Origin of the sequence: Myceligenerans crystallogenes (assembly GCF_039529775.1) — a bacterium.
GTDB classification, from domain to species: Bacteria; Actinomycetota; Actinomycetes; order Actinomycetales; family Cellulomonadaceae; genus Myceligenerans; species Myceligenerans crystallogenes.
This window is the reverse complement of sequence record NZ_BAAANL010000013.1, coordinates 1-24,192: the sequence shown is the minus strand read 5'-3', so window position 1 is coordinate 24,192 and position 24,192 is coordinate 1. Positions and strand designations below refer to the sequence as shown.

The 24,192-nt window shown below is 73.1% G+C and carries 19 protein-coding genes; 15 read left to right on the top strand and 4 right to left on the bottom strand.

The features are described 5' to 3' along the window. Window positions 1-265: 265 nt before the first annotated feature. Window positions 266-3,394, top strand: a complete 3,129-nt coding sequence (locus ABD208_RS20210) for a S8 family serine peptidase (protein ID WP_344106583.1) — start codon at window positions 266-268, stop codon at window positions 3,392-3,394. Between the two features lie 105 nt (window positions 3,395-3,499). After that, window positions 3,500-3,856 carry an RNA-binding S4 domain-containing protein gene (locus tag ABD208_RS20205; protein WP_344106581.1) on the top strand — a complete coding sequence of 119 codons (357 nt, stop codon included), beginning with the start codon at window positions 3,500-3,502 and terminating at the stop codon, window positions 3,854-3,856. A 47-nt stretch (window positions 3,857-3,903) separates the two neighbouring features. Here ABD208_RS20205 and ABD208_RS20200 read toward each other — a convergent pair whose 3' ends face one another. Then, window positions 3,904-4,173 carry a hypothetical protein gene (locus ABD208_RS20200; protein WP_344106579.1) on the bottom strand — a complete coding sequence of 90 codons (270 nt, stop codon included), beginning with the start codon at window positions 4,171-4,173 and terminating at the stop codon, window positions 3,904-3,906. A 415-nt stretch (window positions 4,174-4,588) separates the two neighbouring features. Between ABD208_RS20200 and ABD208_RS20195 the strand changes: the two genes are divergently transcribed. The 6 genes from ABD208_RS20195 (at window position 4,589) to ABD208_RS20170 (ending at window position 11,445) form a co-directional block, all read left to right on the top strand. Next, complete coding sequence (locus ABD208_RS20195) at window positions 4,589-6,682, top strand: hypothetical protein (RefSeq protein ID WP_344106577.1); 2,094 nt, start codon at window positions 4,589-4,591, stop codon at window positions 6,680-6,682. Between the two features lie 137 nt (window positions 6,683-6,819). Further along, window positions 6,820-8,697: a molecular chaperone DnaK gene (dnaK, locus tag ABD208_RS20190; protein WP_344106575.1), complete on the top strand. Its 1,878-nt coding sequence runs from the start codon at window positions 6,820-6,822 to the stop codon at window positions 8,695-8,697. Then, a complete protein-coding gene (gene grpE / locus ABD208_RS20185; protein ID WP_344106573.1) occupies window positions 8,694-9,419 on the top strand; it encodes a nucleotide exchange factor GrpE in 726 nt (241 codons plus the stop codon). Before dnaK ends, grpE begins: the two co-directional genes overlap by 4 nt. A gap of 61 nt (window positions 9,420-9,480) precedes the next feature. Beyond that, window positions 9,481-10,485, top strand: a complete 1,005-nt coding sequence (locus tag ABD208_RS20180) for a DnaJ C-terminal domain-containing protein (RefSeq protein ID WP_344106571.1) — start codon at window positions 9,481-9,483, stop codon at window positions 10,483-10,485. Between the two features lie 8 nt (window positions 10,486-10,493). Then, window positions 10,494-10,967 carry a heat shock protein transcriptional repressor HspR gene (locus tag ABD208_RS20175; RefSeq protein ID WP_344106569.1) on the top strand — a complete coding sequence of 158 codons (474 nt, stop codon included), beginning with the start codon at window positions 10,494-10,496 and terminating at the stop codon, window positions 10,965-10,967. 169 nt (window positions 10,968-11,136) lie between these two features. Beyond that, window positions 11,137-11,445, top strand: coding sequence for a DUF1540 domain-containing protein (locus ABD208_RS20170; RefSeq protein ID WP_344106567.1), 309 nt, complete (start codon window positions 11,137-11,139; stop codon window positions 11,443-11,445). Between the two features lie 70 nt (window positions 11,446-11,515). On the opposite strand, the gene ABD208_RS20165 is transcribed toward ABD208_RS20170, so the two are convergent. Beyond that, window positions 11,516-12,283 carry a hypothetical protein gene (locus tag ABD208_RS20165; RefSeq protein ID WP_344106565.1) on the bottom strand — a complete coding sequence of 256 codons (768 nt, stop codon included), beginning with the start codon at window positions 12,281-12,283 and terminating at the stop codon, window positions 11,516-11,518. Between the two features lie 210 nt (window positions 12,284-12,493). On the opposite strand from ABD208_RS20165, the gene ABD208_RS20160 reads away from it, so the two are divergent. Then, on the top strand, window positions 12,494-16,348 hold the full coding sequence (locus ABD208_RS20160) for a sigma-70 family RNA polymerase sigma factor (RefSeq protein WP_344106563.1): 3,855 nt from the start codon (window positions 12,494-12,496) through the stop codon (window positions 16,346-16,348). A gap of 1 nt (window position 16,349) precedes the next feature. Here ABD208_RS20160 and upp read toward each other — a convergent pair whose 3' ends face one another. Then, window positions 16,350-16,985: a uracil phosphoribosyltransferase gene (gene upp, locus ABD208_RS20155; RefSeq protein WP_344106561.1), complete on the bottom strand. Its 636-nt coding sequence runs from the start codon at window positions 16,983-16,985 to the stop codon at window positions 16,350-16,352. Between the two features lie 98 nt (window positions 16,986-17,083). Between upp and ABD208_RS20150 the strand changes: the two genes are divergently transcribed. From ABD208_RS20150 to ABD208_RS20130, 5 genes are all read left to right on the top strand, one after another. Next, window positions 17,084-17,521, top strand: a complete 438-nt coding sequence (locus ABD208_RS20150) for a nucleoside deaminase (protein WP_344106614.1) — start codon at window positions 17,084-17,086, stop codon at window positions 17,519-17,521. Window positions 17,522-17,618: 97 nt separating this feature from the next. Continuing rightward, window positions 17,619-18,359 (top strand): NUDIX hydrolase, encoded by a 741-nt coding sequence (locus ABD208_RS20145; RefSeq protein WP_344106559.1) that lies wholly within the window; start codon window positions 17,619-17,621, stop codon window positions 18,357-18,359. Next, window positions 18,356-19,210: a hypothetical protein gene (locus ABD208_RS20140; RefSeq protein WP_344106557.1), complete on the top strand. Its 855-nt coding sequence runs from the start codon at window positions 18,356-18,358 to the stop codon at window positions 19,208-19,210. The genes ABD208_RS20145 and ABD208_RS20140 overlap by 4 nt, the downstream gene beginning before the upstream one ends. 153 nt (window positions 19,211-19,363) lie before the next feature. Further along, entirely contained in the window at window positions 19,364-20,311 is a 948-nt protein-coding gene (locus ABD208_RS20135) for a hypothetical protein (protein WP_344106555.1), read from the top strand. Further along, window positions 20,308-21,423 carry an adenylosuccinate synthetase gene (locus ABD208_RS20130; RefSeq protein WP_344106553.1) on the top strand — a complete coding sequence of 372 codons (1,116 nt, stop codon included), beginning with the start codon at window positions 20,308-20,310 and terminating at the stop codon, window positions 21,421-21,423. The genes ABD208_RS20135 and ABD208_RS20130 overlap by 4 nt, the downstream gene beginning before the upstream one ends. On the opposite strand, the gene ABD208_RS20125 is transcribed toward ABD208_RS20130, so the two are convergent. Beyond that, window positions 21,404-22,315 carry a Sir2 family NAD-dependent protein deacetylase gene (locus tag ABD208_RS20125; protein WP_425561140.1) on the bottom strand — a complete coding sequence of 304 codons (912 nt, stop codon included), beginning with the start codon at window positions 22,313-22,315 and terminating at the stop codon, window positions 21,404-21,406. The genes ABD208_RS20130 and ABD208_RS20125 overlap by 20 nt on opposite strands. A 291-nt stretch (window positions 22,316-22,606) precedes the next feature. On the opposite strand from ABD208_RS20125, the gene ABD208_RS20120 reads away from it, so the two are divergent. Continuing rightward, complete coding sequence (locus ABD208_RS20120; protein WP_344106551.1) at window positions 22,607-24,043, top strand: family 43 glycosylhydrolase; 1,437 nt, start codon at window positions 22,607-22,609, stop codon at window positions 24,041-24,043. Window positions 24,044-24,192: the final 149 nt, after the last annotated feature.

Sequence of the window (24,192 nt, the reverse complement as noted above, 5' to 3'; positions counted from 1 at the left end):
GTGGCCTGACCTGACCGCCGAGGTGGCGGGCTCCCCCGGTGGGAGCCCGCCACCTCGGCGTTTCTCCGCCGCTGGCTCGCGGTTGGGCAGGGCTTTGGGAATGATTTAAGAATGAATTTCACCCCGTGGCGGGAATGGGGGGTGAAATCGATGAAATGGGTTTCTTGGATGTTGTCGGAAAGGGATAAAGTCCGGGTGTCTCCCCCCGCCGTCGGCGGGCCGGCGGCCCTGTCAGGGCCCTTCCAGCACCCCCCGGAGAGCATTCATGAACCCCATCTTCACGCGCGCCGTCGCGTGTGCGGCGGCCGTCGTGGTCCTGGCGACGCCGGGTACCGCCGTCGCCGCACCGCCCGGTGACGGCGCGGGGCAGGCGACTGCCCGTAGCTTCCTTCCCGCCTCGCCGGGGCGCGACGGCACGGCGTCGCGGCCCGTGCCCGTCCGCGTGCCGGCGCAGGAGAAGATCACGTCCGCCGCGGTCAAGAAGTTCGACCAGCAGGGCACCACGGACTTCTGGCTGCGCTTCGGTGACACGCCGGACCTGTCGGCGGCCTACGGGATCGCGGACTGGGCGGCGCGCGGGCAGTACGTCGTCGACACGCTGAAGGCAGCCGCCGAGCAGTCGCAGGCGGGCGTGGTCGCGGAGCTCGAGGCCGCGGGCGTCTCCTACGAGACGCAGTGGGCGTCGAACGCGATCCTCGTGCACGACGGGTCGCTGGAGCTCGCGACGGAGCTCGCCGCCGACGCCGAGGTGACGCAGGTGCGTCCGACGGTGACGTACGCGGCGCCGGCACCGGTCGAGGCGACCCCCGTGCAGGAGACGGCGGACGAGGGCGCGCCCGCGGGCACGCTGGCCACGGGGACGCCGACGAGCGGCATCTCCGCCGTCAACGCCGATGACCTGTGGGCCATGGGCTTCACGGGCCAGGGCATCGTCGTCGGCGGCCTCGACACGGGCGTGAGCAGGGCGAACGCGTCCATCGCGGACTCCTGGCGCGGCGCGAGCGGCGGCGCGGACTACGACTGGTTCGACGCGGCCAGGACCGGGCGGACCGTCCCGGGCGACTCCGACGGTCACGGCACCCACACCATGGGCACGATGATCGGCGGGACGAAGTACTGGAACGGCGAGTCCCGCCGGTTCGGCGTCGCGCCGGGCGCCGAGTGGATCGCCGCGAACGGCTGCGCGGGCCGGTGCGCGGACACGAGCCTGATCCGCGGCGGCCAGTGGCTCCTCGAGCCGACGCGCCGGGACGGCAGCGACCCGGACCCCGCGATGCGCCCGCACGTCGTGAACAACTCCTGGGGTGCGTCGTTCTCGACCGACCCGTTCATGGAGGACGTCGTCACGGCCTGGGAGGCCGCGGGGATCTTCGCCGTCTTCGCCAACGGGAACGACGGCGAGGCGGGCTGCGAGAGCTCCGGTACGCCCGGCTCGCGTTCGGCGTCGTACTCGGTGGGTGCGGTGACCTCGGGCGGGACCGTCGCGCCGTTCTCGTCGCGCGGTCCGGGGCAGAGCGGCGCGGTGAAGCCCGACGTCACCGCCCCGGGCGTCGGGGTGCTCTCCGTCACGGCCGACGGCTCGATGGTGAAGTGGGACGGCACCTCGATGGCCGCCCCGCACGTCGCGGGCGCCGTCGCGCTCCTGTGGGACGCCGTGCCGGCGCTCGTCGGTGACGTCCAGCGGACCCGTGCGCTCCTGGACGACGGCGCGCGGGACCCGTCGACCTCCGCGGCGCTCGCCTGCGGCGGCACCCTGGACGACAACAACGTCTACGGCGAGGGCCGCCTGGATGTCGCGAGGTCGTACCAGCTGGCGCAGTCGATGGAGTTCTCCGCGACGCAGGCCCCCGAGATCACGGGTACGGCGAAGGTCGGCGCCACGCTGACGGCCGTGGCCGACGGCGCCGCCTGGACGCCCGCGGCGACGCTCACGTACCAGTGGTACCGCGGCGACCAGATGATCTCGGGCGCGACGCGGAGCACGTACCAGCTCCGGCCCGACGACCTGGGCCGCCGCGTCAAGGTGGCGGTCCTGGGCCGCGCCCCGGGATACCTGCCGACCGAGGTCGACAGCGCGCAGACGGAGCTGGTCGCGAAGGGCACGATGAACGGCAGCCCCTGGATCAGCGGCGCCGTGCGGGTGGGCGGGACGCTCCTGGCGAAGGCCGGGACCGACTACCCCTCGGGCGCGCGGTTCCGGTACCAGTGGAGGTCCGACGGCGCGGCGATCTCGGGCGCGACGGGCTTCGCCTACGTCCCGACGTCGTCGAGGCGCGGCACGGAGATCTCGGTGACGGTCACCGCCAGCCGCAAGGGGTACGACGACGCGACCACGACGGTCGGCGGCGGCACCGTGGGCAGGGGCACGTTCGACCCGGAGCAGCCCTACATCTCGGGTGCCGCGGCCCCGGGCGCGACCGTGTACGCGAAGGTCCCGGCCTGGACGCCGTCGGCGAGCGTCCTCAAGTACCAGTGGCGGCTGAACGGCAACGCGATCTCCGGCGCGCGGGGTTCCTCGTACCGGGTGCAGTCCTGGCAGAAGGGCAAGACGCTGTCGGTCCGGGTCGAGGGCCTGCGCACCGGTTACGCGACCGAGGCGAGCGTCTCCCGGGGGCTCGTCGTCGGCAGGGCGTTCTCGTCGTCGCCGAGCCCGCGGATCTCGGGCAGCAAGGCCGTCGGCCGGAAGCTGACGGCGAGCGTGGGCACCTGGAAGCCGGGGCCGTCGGGCCTGAGCTACCAGTGGTACGCGGACGGGCGCCCGATCTCCGGCGCGACCGGGAGGTCGCTCGCCCTGAAGGGCCCGCAGTACGGCAGGCGCATCAGCGTCACCGTGACGGCCAGGCGGTACGGGTACGCGTCCACGACCCGCACCAGCGACCGGACCTCGGCGATCGGGCGGCCCGCCGTCGGCATCACGTCGGCGGAGAACGGCTGGCTGGTCGGCTGGGACAGCGTTCCGCCCGGGACGTACATCGCCCAGGCGGGGACGTCGTCGTGCGTCTGGGAGCGCATCTCGTCGGACTTCGAGCTGCTCGGCCAGGACTTCGGGTACGGGCAGCGGATCCTCACCCTGAAGCCGAGCGACTACGCGGTCTGGAGCGACGGGTGCGGCGACTGGCGGCCGTACTACGCGGGGATGGCGGAGCGGCGGCGGAGCACGGCGTCGGACGGCGTCTACGTCGTGGGTGACCACCTGGAGCGCGGCACCTACGTGACGGCCGGGCCGCCCTCGGGCGGGAGCTGCTACTACGCGCTTCTCTCGGCCACGACCGGCAACGTGTCGCGCTCGCACGTCATCCGCGAGGCCCGGCCGACCGAGCCGACGACGGTCACGATCCCGGAGGGCGCGCGCGCCTTCGAGACGGGCGGCTGCGCGTGGACCCGCGTCAGCTGACCGGCCTCGGATGAGCGGTCGCTGATCGGACGGGCACCGGCCGGGGTGGTGGATTCCATGGCGAATCCACTACCCCGGCCGTTCTCGTCGGTGGAGAATGGGGCGATGCGAGTCGACGTGTGGCTGTGGGCCGTCCGGTTGTTCAAGAGCCGTTCGGGGTCGGCCGCCGCGTGCCGGGCCGGGCGGGTGCGGATCAACGGGAAGCCCGCCAAGGCGGCGTCGTCCGTCGTCGCCGGCGATCGCGTGACGTGGCGCGATCCGCTGCGGGGGCGCGACGTCGAGGTCGTGGAGCTCCTCGCCAAGCGCGTGGGCGCGCCGCTCGCCGTCAAGGCGTACCTCGATCACAGCGAGCCGCTGCCGACGCGGGTCGAGCGCGAGGCCGTCGGCGTGCGCGACCGCGGGACCGGGCGCCCCACCAAGCGGGAGCGCCGCGACATCGACCGGCTTCGCGGGCGCCGCTGAGCGACGCTGCGCGGGTGAAGCCGCGGGACCGGGACCGGGAGCCGTCGTCAGCCCGGCTCGACGACCTTCAGGTGAAACCCGAGGGCGACCTTCTGCAAGGACGCGAGAGGCGTGTCGCCGTTGTGCCGGCTGATCTGGCGCAACATCGACCCTGAGGCGGCGAGCAGCGCGACCATGACGTCGCGGGCCTCGCCCCGGCTGCGGAGCGCCTCGGTCAGGAGATCCTGGACCAACGGCGCGGCCAGGCCCTTCTCCTCCGCGTCCAGCAGTGCGGTGAGGAGAGCGATCGACAACGAACTGCCCTGGACGCTTGCCATGCGGCCCCCTTCGTGCAAGCAGTGGAACCCATCGGCCGGTGGCCGGACCTGACGCGCCCCCTGCGCGCGTCCGATCGTGGCACCTGTGTATCGCATCCAGGGGAGTCACGCCTGCTGAGAGTTGATTTTCTCCGCACCCAGGTGCTGCCCGGGGGCAGCCGTACGGGCCGACGGCGTGGTGCCACGCCGACTGCCACGTCCCACTGAACCGGATTAGACCGGCAAAACGGAGCCACGTCCAGGCAATCCGCGGGTGAAATCTGCGGATTTCACCCGGTGAGCTGGGGCAATCTCGCTTGACCGGCGGACGCCCGGCCGACAAGGGTTCTCCGGGACGCGCCGCCGATCGGCAGCGGCGCGGCACGACATGAGAACAGGTGGACTACCGCTGATGGACCCGCGCAGGAAGATGCCCGTGCCTGCGGCAGCGAAGGCGGTGGCCGGCGCCCTCGCCGTCGTCGTCTCGCTGATCGGCACGGCGCCCGGTACGACCGCGACGGCGGCTCCCGCCGCACCCCCCGCCCCGGACCCGGTCCACGCCCCCGTCGCGGCGGCGCCGGCGCCGGCGGTCCGGCTCCCCGCGCTCGTCGCGGACGGGCTGGCCGAGGAATCGCACAGCCGTTACGTGTACGACGGCAGGACGCAGACGGTCCGCGTCACGGTCAGCACGACCATCCGCAACGCCAAGCCTGACGTCGGGCTGCGGTACTGGTACTGGAACCGGCACGGCATCCCCGTGCCGCGCAGCGCGCAGGACGTCCGCGCCACGAGCGGCGGCAGCGGCCTGACCGTGGCCTACGAGTCCACCGAGGACCCCGGCACGAAATGGGCGATGGCCTCGTTCGCCCCGCTGCTCTACGGGCAGACCCGGTCCATCCAGTGGAGCTACACCATCGCGGGCGAGCCCATCCGCTCGAAGGGCTACACGCGGGTCGGCAAGGGGTACGCGACCTTCATGACCCAGGCGGTCGGCGACCCCGGGGCGGTGAGCGTCGAGGTCGACGTCCCCCGGGAGATGGAGTTCACGAGCGTGAACGCCTCGTTCTCCGAGAAGAGGTCGGGTGACCGGACCGTCTGGACGGCGCGCGAGGTCACCGACGGATACGGGATCTGGAGCCCGGTCTCGCTCCGCAACGCGGGTGCGAGCGACAAGACGAAGGTCAAGGTCGGCGGCCAGGAGCTCACGCTGCTCAGCTTCCCCGGCGACACGAGATGGACGGCCTTCGCCAAGGCGACGCTCCGCAAGGGCCTCCCCGTGGTCGAGAAGACGATCGGCCAGGACTGGCCGGGCGGGCTCAAGGAGATCCGCGAGGACGTCTCCCCGGAGGTGGTCGGGTTCGCCTGGTACGACACCAGGCACGAGGAGATCGTCGTCGACGAGGACCTGGACGAGCAGCTGTTCCTCCACGAGCTGACCCACACCTGGGTGAACGGCGACTCGGTCGAGGGCCGGTGGCTCGTCGAGGGCCTGACGGAGGCGGTCGCGCGCCGGGTCGTGCGCCAGCTCGGCGGCAAGGTGGACGAGCAGGACGTCGCGCGCGACGCGGACGCCGCGGTCGCGCTGGCCGACTGGGGCGGGTTCACGGACTTCCGGGACGTCGACCACGCCCGCGAGCGCTACGCCTACGCGGCGGCCCCCGCGACCGTCGAGAAGCTCGTCGCCGGCCTCGACGACAAGCAGTTCGCGGACCTGGTCTCCGCCCTGCTCGACGGGGAGTCCGCGTACCTGGACACCACGGAGCGGACGCTGAAACCGGCCGACTGGCGGCGCCTCCTCGACCTGATCGAGGACCGGACGGACGTGCAGGACGCCCAGAAGATCCTCGCCAAGTGGGTGCTCACGGACAAGCAGAAGGCCGAGCTCCCGGCCCGCGCCAAGGAGCGCGAGCAGTACCTCGCCTACGACGAGGCCGACGGCGCCTGGACGCCGCCCGAGGGCCTGCGCTTCCGGATGACGACCTGGGACTTCAAGGAGGCGGCCGCGGAACGCAAGGCGCTCGCGGACGTTCCCGGCGCCGCCCGCCGGGTGCAGGACGCCGCCGCGGCCGGCGGTTTCCCGGCGCCGTCGGCCCTCCAGGAGATGTACGAGACGGCGACGCTCACGTACGAGTACGCCGTGCTCCGCGAGACGATCCCCCGCGCCGCGGGCATCACGGAGCGGGTGAGCGACGTCGTGCGCCGGGTCGGCGCGACCGGCGATCCGTTCACCGAGCTGGGCGAGACCGTGCTGGGAGTGCGTGCCGGGGCCGACGCCGCCGTCCGTGACCTGGACGCCGGCCGGCTGACGGACGCGGACGAGGGTGCCGCGCGGACCGCGCAGCTCGCGGGCCTGGCGCTCTGGGTGGGGATCGGGGTGGTGCTGCTCGCCCTCGGCGCGGTGCTGCTGGTGGTGCTGCTGATCCGCGGGGGACGACGCCGCCGCCGGGTGGCTGCGTCCGTCCCGCCTGTCCCGCCTGTTCCGCCCGCTGCCGGCGTGCCCCGGGAACTCGAGGAGGTTCCCGGGAGTTGAGCCTGGCGGACTCAACTTCGGCGCCCTCGGCTTGCCAGTCCGGCGCCGGCGACCTAAGTTGAGTGCAGCAGACTCAACCCGTGCGGTGGCGGCCGTCCCGTGGCCGCCGCCGGACCCCCTGCGAAGGAGAGAACCTCATGTCCCGAGCTGTCGGTATCGACCTGGGCACCACCAACTCGGTGGTCGCCGTCCTGGAGGGCGGCGAGCCCACCGTCATCGCGAACGCGGAGGGCTCGCGCACGACGCCGTCCGTGGTCGCGTTCTCCAAGACCGGTGAGGTCCTGGTGGGCGAGGTCGCGAAGCGTCAGGCCGTGACCAACGTCGACCGCACCATCTCGTCCGTCAAGCGCCACATGGGCACGGACTGGACGCAGGACATCGACGAGAAGACGTACACGCCGCAGGAGATCTCGGCCCGCATCCTGGGCAAGCTCAAGCGCGACGCCGAGGAGTACCTGGGCGAGCCGGTCACCGAGGCCGTCATCACCGTCCCGGCGTACTTCAACGACGCCGAGCGCCAGGCCACGAAGGACGCCGGCCAGATCGCGGGCCTGACGGTGCAGCGCATCGTCAACGAGCCCACGGCGGCGGCGCTCGCGTACGGCCTGGACAAGGGCAAGGAGGACGAGCTGATCCTCGTCTTCGACCTGGGCGGCGGCACGTTCGACGTCTCGCTGCTCGAGGTCGGCAAGGACGAGGACGACTTCTCCACCATCCAGGTGCGCGCCACCTCGGGTGACAACCGCCTGGGCGGTGACGACTGGGACCAGCGCGTCGTCGAGCACCTCATCAAGCAGGTGAAGAACTCCTCGGGCGTGGACCTGTCGAAGGACAAGATCGCCCTGCAGCGCCTGCGCGAGGCCTCCGAGCAGGCGAAGAAGGAGCTCTCCTCCGCGACGAGCACCAACATCTCGATGCAGTACCTGTCGATGAGCGAGAACGGCCCCATCCACCTGGACGAGAAGCTCACGCGGGCGCAGTTCCAGCAGATGACCCAGGACCTCATCGACCGCACCAAGGAGCCGTTCCACGCGGTCATCCGCGACGCGGGCATCTCCGTGGCGGACATCGACCACATCGTGCTCGTGGGCGGCTCCACCCGCATGCCCGCGGTGACCGAGGTCGTCAAGGAGCTCACGGGCGGGAAGGACCCCAACAAGGGCGTCAACCCGGACGAGGTCGTGGCCGTGGGTGCCGCGCTGCAGGCCGGCGTCATCTCGGGTGACCGCAAGGACGTCCTGCTCATCGACGTGACCCCGCTCTCGCTCGGCATCGAGACCAAGGGCGGCGTCATGACGCGGCTCATCGAGCGCAACACCGCGATCCCGACCAAGCGCAGCGAGGTCTTCTCCACCGCGGACGACAACCAGCCGTCCGTGGCGATCCAGGTGTTCCAGGGCGAGCGCGAGTTCACCCGCGACAACAAGCCGCTGGGCGTGTTCGAGCTCACCGGGATCGCCCCGGCCCCGCGCGGCGTGCCGCAGATCGAGGTCACGTTCGACATCGACGCCAACGGCATCGTGCACGTGTCCGCGAAGGACCGCGGCACGGGCATGGAGCAGTCGATGAAGATCACCGGCGGATCGGCCCTCCCCAAGGACGACATCGACCGCATGGTCAAGGACGCCGAGGCGCACGCCGAGGAGGACAAGAAGCGGCGCGAGGACGCGGACACCCGAAACCAGGCCGAGGCCTTCGCGTACTCGATGGAGAAGCAGATCGCGGACAACCGTGACAAGCTCCCGGCGGACGTCGTGTCCGAGGTCGAGGCGGACGTCGCCGCGGTGAAGACCGCCCTGGAGGGCGAGGACGCCGCCGCCGTGAAGTCCGCCTACGAGAAGCTCGGGGCCTCCTCCCAGAAGATCGGCCAGGCGCTGTACGCGGCGGCCGAGTCCGAGGGCGGCCAGCCGGGCGCCGACGGCGCCCCGGCCGGTGGCGCGCCGAAGCCCGCGGCCGACGAGGACGTCGTCGACGCCGAGATCGTGGACGACGAGGCCGACAAGGACAAGAAGTGAGCGACCAGACGCCGCAGGCCTCGCCCGAGCCCGAGGGCTCGGGCGGGCGCCCCTTCGAGTTCCGGGACAAGCGCAAGGTCGACCCCGAGGCGGGCACGCCGCGCACGCCCGCGGCCGGTGCCGCGGGTGCAGCGGGCGGCGACTCCGCCGGCGGCGCCGCGGGTACGCCGGGGCCCGAGGCACCGGATGCCGCCGCGGGTGCTGGTGCGGGTGCTGGTGCGGCGGACGCCGCGGGCGCCGACCCGCTGGAGGCGCTCGACTTCGAGCCGTCCGGTGAGGCGTCCGACGACGCCGCGGTGCTCGCCGCCAAGGCGGAGGCCGCGGAGCACCTCGACGCGCTGCAGCGCGAGCGGGCCAGCTTCACGAACTACCGGAACCGCGCGATCCGCGACCAGGAGGCCGCGCGCAAGCAGGGCGTCCAGGACGTCCTCGCGGCGCTGCTTCCCGTGCTCGACGACGTCGAGCGGGCCAAGCAGCACGGCGAGCTCAGCGGCCCCATGGCCGCCATCGCCGAGAAGCTGGACCAGTCGCTCGCCAAGTTCGGCGTGGAGCGGTTCGGCCGGGTGGGCGAGGAGTTCGACCCGCAGGTGCACGACGCCCTGATGCACAACACCGACGCCGAGGCCACGAGCACGACGGTGAACCTCGTCGTCGAGCCGGGGTACAAGATCGGTGAGAAGGTCGTCCGCGCGGCCCGCGTCGGCGTCGTCGGCCCGGAGTGACGCAGGTGGCGGGCGCGGGCGGCCGGGGCCGCCCGCGCCCGCCGGAGGAGAGTGAGGTGCCGTGACCGGTCAGGACTGGATGGAGAAGGACTTCTACGCCGTGCTCGGCGTCCCCAAGGACGCCGACGACGCGACGATCAAGAAGGCCTACCGGAAGCTGGCCCGGACGCACCACCCGGACCAGAACCAGGGTGACGAGGCGGCCGAGGCCAGGTTCAAGGCCATCGGCGAGGCGTACGCGGTGCTCTCGGACGCCGAGCAGCGCCGGCAGTACGACGCGATCCGTGCCATGGCCGGCGGCGCGCGCTTCTCGGCGGGTCCGGGCGGCGGCAGCGCGAACGGCTTCGAGGACATCCTCGGGGCCATGTTCGGCGGGGGTGGCGCGGGCGCCGCGGGCGGCCCGCGCGTGCGGTACTCGCAGGGCCGGCCCGGCGGCCCGGGCGCCGCGGGCTTCGAGGACATCCTGGGCGGCATGTTCGGCGGCGCCGCGGGCGGCCCGGCCGGGTTCCGCGCGGCGGAGCGGGGCGCGGACGTCAGCGCCGCGACCACCCTGCCGTTCCGCACCGCGCTCGAGGGCGCGACGGTGGAACTCACCGTCGACGGCCGCAAGCTCACCGCGCGGATCCCCGCCGGGGTCAACGACGGCCAGAAGGTCCGCCTGCGCGGCAAGGGCCGTCCGGGTCCCGGCGGCGGCCAGCCGGGCGATCTCCTGGTCACCGTCCGGGTCGCCGAGCACCCGGTGTTCCGGCTCGACGGCGCGAACGTCCGGCTCACCCTGCCGGTGACCTTCCCGGAGGCGACGCTCGGCGCGACGGTCGAGGTCCCGACGCCGTCGGGCGAGACGGTGAAGCTGAAGCTGCCGGCGGGCACCGCGTCGGGCAAGGTGCTGCGCGCCAAGGGCCGCGGGGTGCAGACTCCGAGGAGCACGGGAGACCTGCTCGTCACGGTCCAGGTCGTCGTGCCGCAGAACCTCGGCAAGAAGGCGCGTGCCGCGCTCGACGAGTTCGTGGCGGCGAGCGACGGCACGGACCCCCGGGCTGATCTCACGGAGCGTGCCAAGGAATAGGAGACCCCATGGCGGCCGACGACGCGCCCGTCCTCACCGTGTCCCAGGCGGCCGAGCTCGCCGGGATGCATCCCCAGACCCTGCGTCAGTACGACAGGCTCGGGCTCGTCGTCGCGCGCCGCACCCGGGGCCGGGGCCGCCGCTACTCGCAGCGCGACGTCGCCCGCCTCCTGCAGGTCCAGGAACTCGCCCAGGTCGAGGGCATCAACCTCGCGGGCATCAAGCGCATCCTCGACCTCGAGGCCCACGTCTCCCAGCTGGAGACCAAGCTCGAGCAGGCCCTGATCCAGCTCCAGCAGAGCGGCCGCGTCTTCGCCGCCGGCCCGACGGGCGACGTCGTCGTCGTGCCTCGCGGGCAGCGCGTCCGGCGCGAGGAGGTCATCATCGAGGCCGGCGCCCTCAACCACGCCGAGGCCTCCCGTCGTGCCAGGTCATCCGGCGCCCTCGTGCTCTGGCGCCCCCAGCGCCGGCCGCAACGCTGATTTTCCCCATGCAATTCTTTCGTAAATAGAATTCCCGGACGTGACCCACGGCGCCGTTCAGGCAAGCCTTTCCTGCCTATCGCGGGGGGTAATTCTGGAATATGTTTGTCGGGTCACCAAGGAACACCGGGGCCGGCCCGGGAGCACCCTTCGGACCAGGGAGACGAGCATGAGCACGCTGATGGAGATGCCCGAGGTCGCCGAATGCTCGGTGGAGGGCTGCGGTTACAACCACGACCACGGCTGTCACGCCGGCGCGGTCACGATCGCCGGCCACGCCGGCGACGCGGCCTGCGCCACGTTCATCCCGCTGAGCACCAAGGGCGGCCTGGAGAAGGTCGTCGCGCACGTCGGCGCCTGCCAGCGCGGCGAGTGCGCGCACAACGACCACCTGGAGTGCACGGCAGGCTCCATCCGCGTCGGCCCGGGCCCCCAGGACCCGGCCCACGCGGACTGCCTCACCTTTCAGGCCCACTGACCGGACGCAAGGACGGCGGCGGGCACGAGACCGTGTCCGCCGCCGTCCTTGTGCCCGTCCTTGCGTCCGCTCAGCGACTCAGGTGCGCGAGCAGCATCAACGCCGCGTCGTGCGACGACGGCAGCCGCTCCAGCCACACCCGCGTGGGCCGCCGCACCTCGGCCGTCAGCCCGAGCACCTCGGCGTTCCGCTCGACGACACGCCGGAGCGCCTGACCCAGATCCGCCGTGGCGGGCCCGCGCTCGCACAGCACCGCATAGGTGGCGTCGCTGATCGCCGCCATCGGATGCCCCTCGCCGAACACCTGGTGCAACGTGCGCCCGATCGCCGCCGACCGCGCCAGCCGCTGCCAGGTGTCGAGATCGCCGATCCCGACGTCGAGCATCAGGAGGCAGTGCGTGGTGGTCACCTCGACGCCCTCGCGCTGGGCCCCGCCGTAGGTCTCGCGCAGCCGTTCCCCGAGGTACTCCCCGGTCGGCAGCCCGGTGGCGGGGTCGTGTGCGGTGACCTGCAGCGGCACCCGTTCGTGCTCCCGTACCCAGCCGACCGCCAGCGCGCGCATCACCTTGGGCGGGACGGGAAGTCCCGCGACGCCGAAGAGCACGATCACGTCGTCGAGCGCCTCGGCGATCCCCGCGCCGACCGCCGCGCGGGCAGCACCGAGCCGCTCGGCGGGTGGCTCCGCCGGCCGTTCGTCCGCCACCGCTTCCGCGAGGGCCTCGACCGCCGGGTGATACCAGTCCCCAGGACGGATCCACACGGTCGCCAGGCTTTCGTCGCGCCAGCGTTCACGCAGGCTGCGGATGGGGTTCCGCGCCTTCTGCTGTGACTCGCTCATGATTGTTGGACCCCCACGGGGATACATCATGACGCACATTCCAGGGTGAGAGTCCACTGGTCTGCGGATTTCATCCGGAGTTTCACCCTCCCGGCTACAGGCCCCGAGGGCCTATAGTCTGATCCGGCAGGTGTGTGCGCACTGTCGCCCGGCGGTGGAAATTCGGCGGGTACGGGTCCTATGGCAGGGCACGGCGGCGAGGATGGGAATGTGACGCAAGTCGATCACGGCGCAGGGGACGCGCCCAGTGACGCCGAGTTGATTCTCCAGGTCCGATCGGGAGACCGGGAGGCGTTCGGCGCGCTCTACACCCGGCACGCGTCGGCCGCCCGGGCTCTTGCGACCAAGTACGTGACGAACCCGTCCGACGCCGACGACGTCGTCGCCGACGCGTTCAGCAAGCTCTACGAGATGCTGCGCCGCGGCCTGGGCCCGGACAGCGGCTTCCGCACGTATCTGTACACCGTGGTGCGCCACCGTGCCTACGACGTCTCACGCGGCGCGACGCGTATGCGCCCGGCGGAGGACGTCGAGATCGAGGCGGCGCTCGGCAAGGTGGCCTCCCCGGAGGACCCGACCCTGCAGGGCTTCGAGCGGTCGGTGGTCTCGCGCGCGTACTTCTCGCTCCCCGAGCGCTGGCGCGAGGTGCTCTGGTACTGCCTGGTGGACGATCTCAAGCCCGCGCAGGTCGCCCCCGTGCTGGGCCTCACTCCGAACGGGGTCTCGGCGCTGCTGTACCGCGCCAAGGACGCCCTGCGTGACGGCTACCTGCAGCAGCACCTCACCCATGCGCCGTCGGACACCTGCCGCGCCGTCAACCCGCACCTCGGCGGGTACGTGCGCGGCAGCCTGTCCCGCCGCGAGAAGGCGAAGATCGAGGCGCATCTGTCCACCTGCGGCACGTGCAGCGCACTCGTGCTCGAGCTGGCCGATGTCGCGCACGGCATGAAGTGCGTCGTGGCGCCGCTGGTGCTCGGCGCCGCGGGGCTGGCGCTCGTGGGCTCCGCGATCCCGGTCGGGGCGGGCCTCGCGGGCGCGGTGAAGGCGGCGTCGTCGGCCGCGTCGACGATCGGGGCCGGTGCGTCGTCGGGAGGCGGCGCGGCAGGCGCCGTCGGCGGTGCGTCGGCGGCCGGCGCCGCGGGCGCCGGAGCGGGGACGACGACGGCCGCGGCCGGCATGGGCGCGACGGCCGCGGCCGGGTCGACCGCGACGGCAGGAGCGACCGCGGCGGCGACCGCCGGCGCGACGGCGGGTGCCGCCGGTACCGCGGGGCTCTCGCTGGTCACCGCCGCGGGCGTGGCGGGGATGACCGCCGGCGCCACGGCCGCGGGCGTCGTCGGCGCGGGTGGCGCGGCGGCGACGACCGGCGCGATCGGCGCGGGTCTCGTCACGGTCGCCACCGTCGGTGTCGTCGCGGCTCTGCAGCTCATGGGGCCGTTCGCCCCCCAGGAGGAGCAGCCCGCGGACCAGGCGCCGGCGGCGGCCGTCCAGCGGCCCGAGCCCACGCCGGCGGTGCCGGGGGCGGAGGGCGGCGGCACCGAGGCGTCGGCACCGCCCGCGGAGGAGGACCCCGCCGACCCGACCAACCTGCTCCCGGTGGCGGGCGGCAAGCTGGGCATCGCGTTCGAGGGGGCCGGCGCGGAGCTGGAACCGCGCCGCCCGCAGAACCTCGTCCTCGAACTGGTGAACACGGGTGACACCGCGACCACCGGCACCACCGTCCGGCTGCAGCTCCCCGAGGGCATGGTGCCGGCGGCCCAGGAGGGCCCGTCCGGCGCCGCGTGGAGCCGCGGGTTCGCCGCCACCACCGCCGAGGACGCCGACGACGGGGCTGACGCCCCTGCCGCCGGCCCGCCGGAGGGCGAGGGCGACACCCCGGCGACGGAGCCCGGCCAGAACGCGCCGGGCGACGACGGCGGCACCACCGGGACGGACCCGGACGGGAACGTGCCGGCCAACGGCTCGGGACCGCGGTCCGGGGAGCCCGCGACCCCGTCGTCGTCGGCCCCGTCGAAGACCGGCGGCGTGGGCACGTTCTGCACGCCCGACGCCGCCCCCGGCACGGTGCTCTGCACCGTGGGCGCGCTCGGCGCCGGCGAGGCGCACCAGATGCAGGTCACGGTCCAGGCGTGGTCCGGCGGCAGTTACCCGATCATCGCGGAGCTGTGGGCCGACGGCGTCGAGGCCCTGTCGATCGCGCTCCCGGCACGCGAGGTCTCGCCGTTCGGCCCGGAGCTCACCGCGCTGACCGACGCGACCCAGATCGCCTCGCCCGGGACGGGTGCCCTGCCGGTGCGGGTCGGCAACACGGGTGACCAGGGCGCCGCGCCGGGCTGGTCGATGACGGTCTCCCTGCCCGAGGGCGTGCGCCCGGCGGCGGTCCAGGAGGCGCTCACCTGCACGGGCGGGGAGTCGCGCACCTGGTCGTGCGCCCCGCGGGAGTCCGTGGAACTCGCCCCGGGCGCGTGGCGCGACCTGCCGCTGGCCCTGGTCGCGGTGCCACCGGACGCCCGGGCCGCCGTGGTCCCCGCCAGCGGGACGGCGAGCGTGGCGCCGGCGGGCGCCGCGGCGACCCAGAGCGCACGCGCGCGCCTGGACGTGACGACCGCCTGGGCCGGGGCCGGCGAGGGCGCCGGCAAGGTCACGGCGGTGTGCACCGAGAAGGGCGGCCTGCGGACGGCGCGGACCGAGCTCGCCGCGACCTACGCCAACACGACGCAGTACCAGGTCGCCGTCGCCCTGGAGGCCGGCGGCGCGTCGGTCGCGCACCCGGACCTCCTCGCCCCGGGCGAGAGCGTCACGCTCCGGCGTGACGAGGGCATCCGCGTTCCGGCGGGCCCGGGGAACTGGCTGCTCACCCGCACGGTGGAGGGCGTCACCTACGAGTTCCGCGTTCCCGCGGGCAGCCACGCGGGCGCCGAGTGCTACGCCCCCGCCTGGGACTCGAAGGCGAAGGCCGCCACGGTGAACGACGGCGGCGCGGTGGGCGTGCAGGGCACGCTCGCGAACACCTCGGACGAGCCGATGACCGTCAAGATGGTGGTGAACGCGAAGGCGGGCCAGCTCGCCTCGGAGACCAAGACGGTCGAGCCGGGCGCCAGCGGGACGTTCGCGGTCGCCACCGGGCAGAAGCGCATCTCCGACGGTTCCGTCTCGTTCCAGCTCGGCCGCTGGACCCCGGACCAGGACGGCGACGAGCCGGCGAGCCCGGCCAAGCCCGCGACCTCGCCGAAGGCCGCGTACCGGGGGGCCGTCGTCGCGCCGTCGTACACCGCGGAGCGCACGATGGGCGCGGAGTGCACGTACGACGCCGGGCGTCAGGTCTCGACCGGGAGGTTCCACGTCCCGGTGGACAACACCGCCTCCACGCTGCCGGTGACGTTCCGGCTCGGCGACGCGGAGCTCCAGGTGCCGCCCGGCGAGACGGGGACGCTCACCGTGTCCGTGCCGTGGGGGACCGGAACGCTGCCGCTCGTGATCGGCGCCGGCCGCACGCTGGGCGACGTGGACGTGACGTTCGGCTCGTGCGCGCAGGTGAGCTGGCCGGAGGGCGCGGTCGAGGCGGAGGTCACCGCGCAGTGCGTGGAGGGCTACGCCCACCTCGTCGCGGACGTGCGCAACTCGGGCGACGTGGCGTGGACCGCCAGGCTGGTCCGCCCCTGGTCGGGCCGGGTCAGCGAGCCGGTGCAGGTGCCCGCGCACGGTACGACCCGGCTGGCGCTCGACGGCGCCGTCTGGCTCGACCGGGACCAGCACGTGGTGCTGAAGCTCAGCCGTCACCTCGAGGGCGCCGAGCGGACGGTCGAGAAGAGCTACGCGGTACCGCCGGTCGCCTGCGAGCCGACGACCGACTGCTCCGCCGACTCGGGGGCGACCGCCTGGATCACGGCGCTCTTCGGCGGCTGCACGCCGACGCCGTCGCCCACTCCGGCCGAGCGCGGGCAGACCACGCAGACGTCCACGGACGGACACCACCAGCACCACCACGACGCGTCGCGGCCGACGCCGTCGCCCGTCGTGTCACCGGCCCCGGCGGGTACGCCCTCGGTTCAGGCCACGCCGTAGCTCAGACCACGCCGTAGAGCCGGTCCCCGGCGTCCCCGAGGCCCGGGACGATGTACGCCTTCTCGTTGAGGCGCTCGTCGACGGCGGCGACGACGATCTCCACGTTCACCCGGTCGCCGGAGGCCTCCTCGACGACCTTCAGCCCCTCGGGCGCCGCGAGCAGGCACACGGCGGTGACCTCCCGCGCCCCGCGCTCCACGACGTAGTCGATGGCCGCGACCAGCGTGCCGCCGGTCGCGAGCATCGGGTCGAGCAGGAAGACGTGCCGTCCGGTCAGGTCGTCCGGCAGGCGGTTCGCGTACGTGACGGCCTGCAGGGTCTCCTCGTCGCGCATCATCCCGAGGAAGCCGACCTCCGCCGTGGGCAGCAGGCGGGTCATGCCGTCGAGCATGCCCAGCCCGGCGCGCAGGATCGGCACGACGAGCGGGGCCGGCGCGGCGATCCGCGCCCCGGTCATCGGCTGGATCGGCGTACGGATCTCCTTCGGCTCCGTGGCGATGCCGCGCGTGGCCTCGTAGGCGAGCAGGGTGACGAGTTCGTCCACGAGGAGCCGGAAGGTGGCGGACGGCGTGGTCTCGTCCCGCAGGACGGTGAGCTTGTGGTCCACCAGGGGGTGGTCGGCGACATGCAGGCGCATGGAGGTCACGTTACCCGCGGGCTCGTAGGCTGGGCGGCATGACCGACGGCTTTCCCGGTGTGACGCTCGCCGAGCGCACGGCCACGTGGGAGCTCGCGATGGGCGCCGCGCTCGCCGAGGCGCGCGGGGCGCTCGTGTCCGACGACGTCCCGGTGGGCGCCGTCGTCCTGGACGAGAGGGGCCGCACGATCGCCGCCGGCCGCAACGAACGCGAGGCGGCGGGCGACCCGACGGCGCACGCCGAGGTCCTGGCCCTGCGTGCCGCCGCGGCGGCACGGGGGGAGTGGCGGCTGGAGGGCTGCACCCTCGTCGTCACCCTGGAACCGTGCGTGATGTGCGCGGGCGCCCTGGTCCTGGCCCGGGTCTCCCGCCTGGTCCTGGGCGCCTGGGACCCCAAGGCGGGCGCCACGGGCTCGGTCTGGGACCTGGCCCGGGACCGCCGCTCGAACCATGAGCTGGAGGTCGTCGCGGGCATCCGCGAGGCGGAGTGCGCGGCCCTCCTGAAGGATTTCTTCGAGGCGCGCCGGCCGAGCTGACGAGCAGTTCGCGGAATCCCCTCGAAAAGGCTGGCGCCGGCCGCCGTTCGGCAGTATGGTCACTATGACCAAACAGAACTCCCGAGTCGAGGTGACCGTGTCAGGCCCCATTGCCCCCGAGAACTACGACCCCTCCGCGTACCCCCCGTTCGCCGTCACCGTGGACATCGTCATCGCCACGCTGCGTGGCGGCCGGATGCACGTGCTGCTCGTCGAGCGCGGTGCCGACCCGTACCAGGGCGCCTGGGCGCTGCCGGGCGGTTTCGTCGAGCCCGACGAGGACGCCGACACCGCCGCCAAGCGCGAGCTGATCGAGGAGACGGGGATCGGCCGCTCCACCCCGGTCCACCTGGAGCAGCTCCGCACCTACTCCGACCCGGGCCGCGACCCGCGTATGCGCGTCGTGTCGGTCGCGTACGTCGCGCTCGCCCCGGACCTGCCGGATCCGGTCGCGGGGTCGGACGCCGCCGTCGCCCGGTGGTGGGCGGTGGACGACGTCGTCGACGGCGAGATCGGCCTCGCCTTCGACCACGCCCGCATCCTGTCCGACGCCGTCGAGCGGATCCGGGCCAAGCTCGAGTACGCGACGGTCGCGACGTCGTTCCTGCCGCGCGTCTTCACGCTCGGCGAGCTGCGGGCGGTCTACACGGAGGTCTGGGGCGAGGCGCTCGACCTGCAGAACTTCCGCCGCAAGGTGCTCGCCGTACCGGGCTTCGTGGAGCCCGTGGACGAGGTTCGCACCGGTGTCCCCGGTCCGCGCGCCCAGCTCTACCGCGCGGGCGACGCGACGGAGATCGTCCCGCCCTTCCGGCGTGCGCCCCACGGGGAGGGCAGATGACGCCGGATGTCGTGCTCGCCGCCGCGACCTGGGGCGATCTCGGGACGCCGCGGACGCCGGCCGGGCTGCGGGCGCTGCGCCGCGCGCTGCACCCGGACGTCTGCGCGCACCCGCGCGCGGCCGAGGCATTCGCGCACGTCACCGGCCTGTACGAGGGCCCCGACTTCCGCCTTCGCGTCGCGACGGGCCGGCGCCACGGGCCGGGCGCCCTCCTCTGGCGTCCGGAGCCCGGCTTCGAGGACCTGGCCGACGTCGCCGACCGCGCCCACCGCGCCCTCGCCGGCGTCCGGCACCCTGGCTTCTTCTCGCGCCGGGGCGCCGTCCCGGCGGCCGCGCCCCCGGCGGCGGGCGTCGTCGTGTACGACGACGGTGACGCGTCCGCGCGCTGGTGGTTCCTCGCCGACTTCCCGCGGCTCGACGCGCGGACCACGGTGTGGGTCGCCAAGCGGCTCGCCGCGGCAACGGCGCAGGCGGCCGAGGCGGGCTGGGTGCACGGTGACGTGCACGCCGGGACGGTCGTGCTGAATCCCGCCGAGCACGGGCTGCGGCTGGACGGCTGGTGGTCCGGCGTCCGGCTGGGGGAACGCCTGGAGGTCGCCCCGACGGCGCCCACCCCGCCGCGCTGGCTCGGCGGGGCGCGGGCGGACGCGCGGCTGACGGTGGCGCAGTCGGCGGCGCTGCTTCTGGCGGCCGGGGCTCCCGCGCCGGACCTCGCGGACGTGCTGCGCCGTCATGCCGCGGATCCGGGCGACCCCGCGGACCTGCTCCGCGACGTCGACCAGGTGGCGCGCCGCCTCTACGGCCGCCCGGCCTGGCACCTGCTGCGCGAACCGGACCGCCCGCCGATCTGAGCGGGCGCCGGCGACCCGGAGCACATCTCACCCGCGAAACCCCTGGCGGCGGAGGCGTCTCCGCTGGTATGGTCAGAACGACCTTATAAAAGGTGACAGTAACGAGACAGACGGCGCCCGCGGGCGCCGTCGGGCAGCGAGAAGGAGACCCACATGGGTGGCGGAAGCTGGAGCAGGGACACCTACGACGCCGTGACCGGCGGCCGCGCCGCGGCCGGCGCGACGTTCGGCTACGACGCGGCGGCCCGTCGCAGCGGCGTGTACCGGGCGCACGAGGCGCTCGACCCGACGCGGCTCAACGCGGCGGGCCGCAACATCCGGGAGTCGCGCGACGGGGACGACCACCCGGCGTCCCTGCCGATCGTCGTCGGCTTCGACTCGACGGGGTCGATGGGGTCGGTGCCGCGGGTGGTGCAGGCGAAGCTCGCGACGCTGTTCGGGCTGCTCGTCGGCAGGGGCTACGCGACGGACCCGCAGATCGCGGTGGCGACCTACGGCGACGCGACCTGCGACCGGGTGCCGTTGCAGATCAGCCAGTTCGAGTCGGACAACCGGATCGACGACAACCTCGACCTGCTCCTCCTGGAGGGCGGCGGCGGCGGCAACAACGGCGAGACGAGCAACCTGCTCCTCTACTACCTGGCCCACCACACCGAGACGGACTCGTGGGCCAAGCGCGCCAAGAAGGGCTACGTCTTCCTCGTCGCGGACGAGAAGCAGGTACCGATCGACGCCGCGCACGTGCGCGAGTTCACCGGGGACGCGCAGCCGCTCGGCGGGCTCGGGTTCGCCGAGATCGCGGCGGACGTGTCCAGGACGTGGGACGTGCGGATCCTGCTGATCAACAACGCGTCGGCGAGGCACCAGCGGTCGCAGGAGTTCTACGAGAACCTGTTCGGCCCGGATGCGCTGACCGTCGTGCAGGACCCGAACGCGATCGCCGAGACGATCGCGGCGATCGTCGGGTTCGAGGAGGGCAAGGACCTCGACACCATCACCGACGACCTCACCGCGGCCGCCGGCAAGGAGGTCGCCGTGCGGGTCGGGCAGAGCCTGAGCGCCCGGCGCGACGCCCGCGGCGCGGCCAGGGGCCTGCGGTGACACAGCGCGAGGCGACGGCCGACGTCGTCGTCGGGCTCGGTTTCGGCGACGAGGGCAAGGGCGCGACCGTCGACGCCCTCGTCGCCGCGACCGGCGCCGACCGGGTGGTCCGCTTCAACGGCGGCCCCCAGGCGGCGCACAACGTGATCGCCGGCGCCTGGCACCACACGTTCGCCTCGTACGGGTCCGGCGCGTTCGCCGGCGTGCCGACGTGGGTCTCCGGGTACTGCACCGTGGAGCCGACGTCGGCCGCCGCCGAGCGCGCCGCGCTCGCCCGGTTCGGCCTGGACCCCGTGCTGCGGGCCGACGGCGCCTGCGCCGTCACCGTCGCCGCGCACGTCCTCGCGAACCGCGCACGCGAGACGGCCCGCGGCGGCGGGCGGCACGGCTCCACGGGGACGGGCTTCGGGGAGACGGTCGCCCTCGCCCTCGACCGGCCGGACCTGGCCCCGCGCGTCCGCGACCTCGCCAGGCCGGAGGTGTTCGTCGCCAAGGCGCTCGCTGTCGCCGAGTCGCTGGTGTCCGACGGCGTCCTGGGCTCGTTCGACGCGGACCGGCTCGCGGCGGCGGCGAAGCAGCAGGTCGCCGACGCCGCGGTGCTCGACGTCGTGGACGCGGACCAGCTCCTGGCGGCGCTGGGCGAGGGGCACACGGTCTTCGAGGGCGCGCAGGGCTTCTGGCTCGACGAGTGCTTCGGCTTCCAGCCGCACACGACGTGGTCGACGACGACGCCCGCGAACGCCCGCGCCCTGGCACGCGCGGCCGGGATCGACCAGGTCCGCACCATCGGCTGCACCCGCACCTACGCGACCCGCCACGGCGCGGGGCCGCTGCCCGGTGAGGGCGCGCTGGGCACCCGCCCGCCGGAGCCGCACAACGGCGACGACACGTTCGCGGGTGAGTTCCGCACCGGCGTGATCGACGCGGAGCTGCTCCGGGCCGCCGTCGACCAGACCATGACGGACGTCCTGGCGGTCTCCCACCTCGACGTCTTCGACCGGTTTCAGACGACGGAGGGCCCGCTCCCGCCGGACGCCTTCGGCGAGGTCCTCGTCACGGCCCACGGCCCGGCCCGCGAGGACCGCCGGTGGCTCAGTGCCTCGCCGCCATGACCTGCACCGACGGCCGAGGGGACAACCGCTCCGCCAGTTCCGCCAGCACCTCGCTCGTGCCGTCGTCGATCTTGACCGTCGCGTGGACGTCGCCGCGGGTGATGCCGCGGTTCACGATGACGACCGGCTTGCCGTCCCTGGCCATGCGCCGCACGAAGCGCAGGCCGCTCATCACCGTGAGCGAGGATCCCGCGACGAGCAGGGCGTCCGCCGAGTCGACCAGCGCGTAGGCCTCCTCCACGCGGGCGCGCGGGACGTTCTCGCCGAAGTAGACGATCTCGGGTTTGAGCACCCCGCCGCAGGACTCGCAGGGCGCGGGGCGGAAGTGCGCGGTCTCGGCGACGACGGCGTCGGCGTCGGGCGCGATCTCGATGTCGCCCACGGCGCCGATCGACTCGGCGAAGCCGGGGTTGAGCGCTTCCAGGCGCTCGGCCAGCGCCGCGCGCGCGACCACGCGCGAGCACGACAGGCAGATTACCCGGTCGTAGCGTCCGTGCAGGTCGATGACGTTGCGTGCGCCTGCCTCCTGATGCAGCAGGTCCACGTTCTGCGTGATGATCCCGGCCAGGATGCCGCGCTCCTCGAGCCTCGCCAGGGCGCGATGCCCCGGATTCGGTGCGGTGCGATGCATGTGCTGCCAGCCGACGTGGTTGCGGGCCCAGTAGTGCCGCCGGAAGGCCTCGTCGCCGACGAACTGCTGGTAGGTCATCGGGTTGCGCGGCGGGGAGTCAGGGCTGCGGTAGTCGGGGATGCCGGAGTCGGTGGAGACCCCGGCCCCGGTCAGGGCGACGATCCGGCGGCCTGTCAGCACGCGGACGGCGTCGTCGGTCGTGGTGAGGGAGACCTCGACGGCGACGGGCTGCCAGGTGGTGGGGCGCGCGACGGGTTGCACGGATCGAGCCTACCGACCGACCGCTGCGGGAATCCCCACCCCACAAGCCTCCGTCCTCGCCACACTCTGCAATTGGGAAAGTGTCAGTAGAACTTCCCACCCGCTCTCGGCCACTTCGAATGGATTCGATGTGCTACTGACGCCATCTTGGTGTGGGTTGTGGATCGTTTTGCGTCCGTGTGGGCGGCGGCGGGGGTGTAGCGGTTCAGTTCCTTGACGGGGTCTCTACATCGATGGAAACTATCCTCTGGCGGTCGCGTGTGATCGCTAACACCTCAAGGAGGAGGTCTCATGGAACCGACGAGGGTTCTCGGCCGGCGAGCTCCGCGGGCAGCACTGACGCTGTTCGCCGTGCTGGCGCTCGCCTTCGCTTACCTGGTCGTCCCGGGCGCCGCACCGGCGTCCGCCGCGACCATCGACTCGAACGCCTGGTACGTGCTGGTCAACCGGCACAGCGGCAAGGCGATGGAGATCGCGAACGGCTCGTCCGCGACCGGCGCCAGGGTCACCCAGTACACCCGCAACGACACCTGCGCCCAGCAGTGGCGCTTCCTGAGCTCGGGCGGCTACTACCGGCTGCAGAACCGCTGCAGCGGCCTGGTCGCCGAGGTCTACGAGCACTCGACCGCCGACGGCGCCGACGTCGTGCAGTGGACCGACCTGGGCAACCCCAACCAGCAGTTCGGCGTGCAGGACGTGTCCGGCGACATCCAGCTCATCAACCGCAACAGCGGCAAGGCGCTGGAGCTGTGGGAGTGGTCGACGGCGAACGGCGCGCGCATCTCGCAGTACACCGACACCAACGGCGCCAACCAGCGCTGGCAGCTGATCAAGGTCGGCACCGTCGCGGCGGCGTACCCGGGGCCGGGCGCGGTGTCCGGCGACACCTTCACGCACGACCCGTCCGTGGTCAAGGTGAACGGCCGGTACCTGATGGGCTTCACCGCGAACGGCGTCGGGCTCAAGACGTCGACCGACCGCACGCGCTGGACCGACGCGGGCGCCGCCTTCCCTGGCGGAGCGCCGTGGACCACCCCGTACACCAACGGCAACCTCAACCTCTGGGCGCCGGAGATCCGGTACGCCAACGGCCAGTACTACATGTGGTACTCGGCGTCGTCCTTCGGGTCGAACAAGTCGGCGATCTTCCTCGCGACCAGCCCGAGCGGTAACTCCGGGACCTGGACGAACCGGGGGATCGTCATCGAGTCGACCACCAGCAGCGACTTCAACGCGATCGACCCGGCCGTCACCGTGGACCAGTCGGGGAACTGGTGGATGAGCTTCGGCTCGTTCTGGTCGGGGATCAAGATGATCCGGCTCGACCCGTCGTCCGGCCTGCGGTCCGGCACGTCGTTCTACGGCATCGCGGGCCGGGGCGGCGGCGCGATCGAGGCGCCGACCATCCACTACAAGAACGGCTACTACTACCTGTTCGTGTCGTTCGACCTGTGCTGCCGCGGCGCGGACTCGACGTACCGCGTGATGGCCGGGCGCTCGACGTCCATCACCGGGCCGTACGTCGACAAGAACGGCGTGGCGATGACCAGCGGTGGCGGCAGCGAGATCCTCGCCGGCCACGGCTCGGTCCACGGGCCCGGGCACCAGACGGTGCTCGCCGATTCCGACGCCGACGTGCTCTTCTACCACTACTACAACGACGCCGGCACGGCGCAGATCGGCATCAACCTGCTGCGCTACGACAACGGGTGGCCGTCGGTCTACTGAAGGTCTCGCCGCGTTGCCGGGTTCCGCGGATCGCCCATCCGGTGACATGGCATTCGGTTCGATGTCAGGCGGTTATCGCCGATCAGGCAGTTATCGCGGATATGAGCGCTCACATCCGCGATAACTGCCTGATCGGCGATAACCGCCTG

Coding starts and splice junctions, on each gene's coding strand:
- ABD208_RS20205 (WP_344106581.1), top strand. CDS start 3,500: ATGCGAGTCGACGTGTGGCTGTGGGCCGTCCGGTTGTTCAAGAGCCGT.
- ABD208_RS20200 (WP_344106579.1), bottom strand. CDS start 4,173: ATGGCAAGCGTCCAGGGCAGTTCGTTGTCGATCGCTCTCCTCACCGCA.
- ABD208_RS20170 (WP_344106567.1), top strand. CDS start 11,137: ATGAGCACGCTGATGGAGATGCCCGAGGTCGCCGAATGCTCGGTGGAG.
- ABD208_RS20135 (WP_344106555.1), top strand. CDS start 19,364: ATGGGTGGCGGAAGCTGGAGCAGGGACACCTACGACGCCGTGACCGGC.
- ABD208_RS20120 (WP_344106551.1), top strand. CDS start 22,607: ATGGAACCGACGAGGGTTCTCGGCCGGCGAGCTCCGCGGGCAGCACTG.
- ABD208_RS20165 (WP_344106565.1), bottom strand. CDS start 12,283: ATGAGCGAGTCACAGCAGAAGGCGCGGAACCCCATCCGCAGCCTGCGT.
- ABD208_RS20140 (WP_344106557.1), top strand. CDS start 18,356: ATGACGCCGGATGTCGTGCTCGCCGCCGCGACCTGGGGCGATCTCGGG.
- upp (WP_344106561.1), bottom strand. CDS start 16,985: ATGCGCCTGCATGTCGCCGACCACCCCCTGGTGGACCACAAGCTCACC.
- ABD208_RS20150 (WP_344106614.1), top strand. CDS start 17,084: ATGGGCGCCGCGCTCGCCGAGGCGCGCGGGGCGCTCGTGTCCGACGAC.
- dnaK (WP_344106575.1), top strand. CDS start 6,820: ATGTCCCGAGCTGTCGGTATCGACCTGGGCACCACCAACTCGGTGGTC.
- ABD208_RS20210 (WP_344106583.1), top strand. CDS start 266: ATGAACCCCATCTTCACGCGCGCCGTCGCGTGTGCGGCGGCCGTCGTG.
- ABD208_RS20175 (WP_344106569.1), top strand. CDS start 10,494: ATGGCGGCCGACGACGCGCCCGTCCTCACCGTGTCCCAGGCGGCCGAG.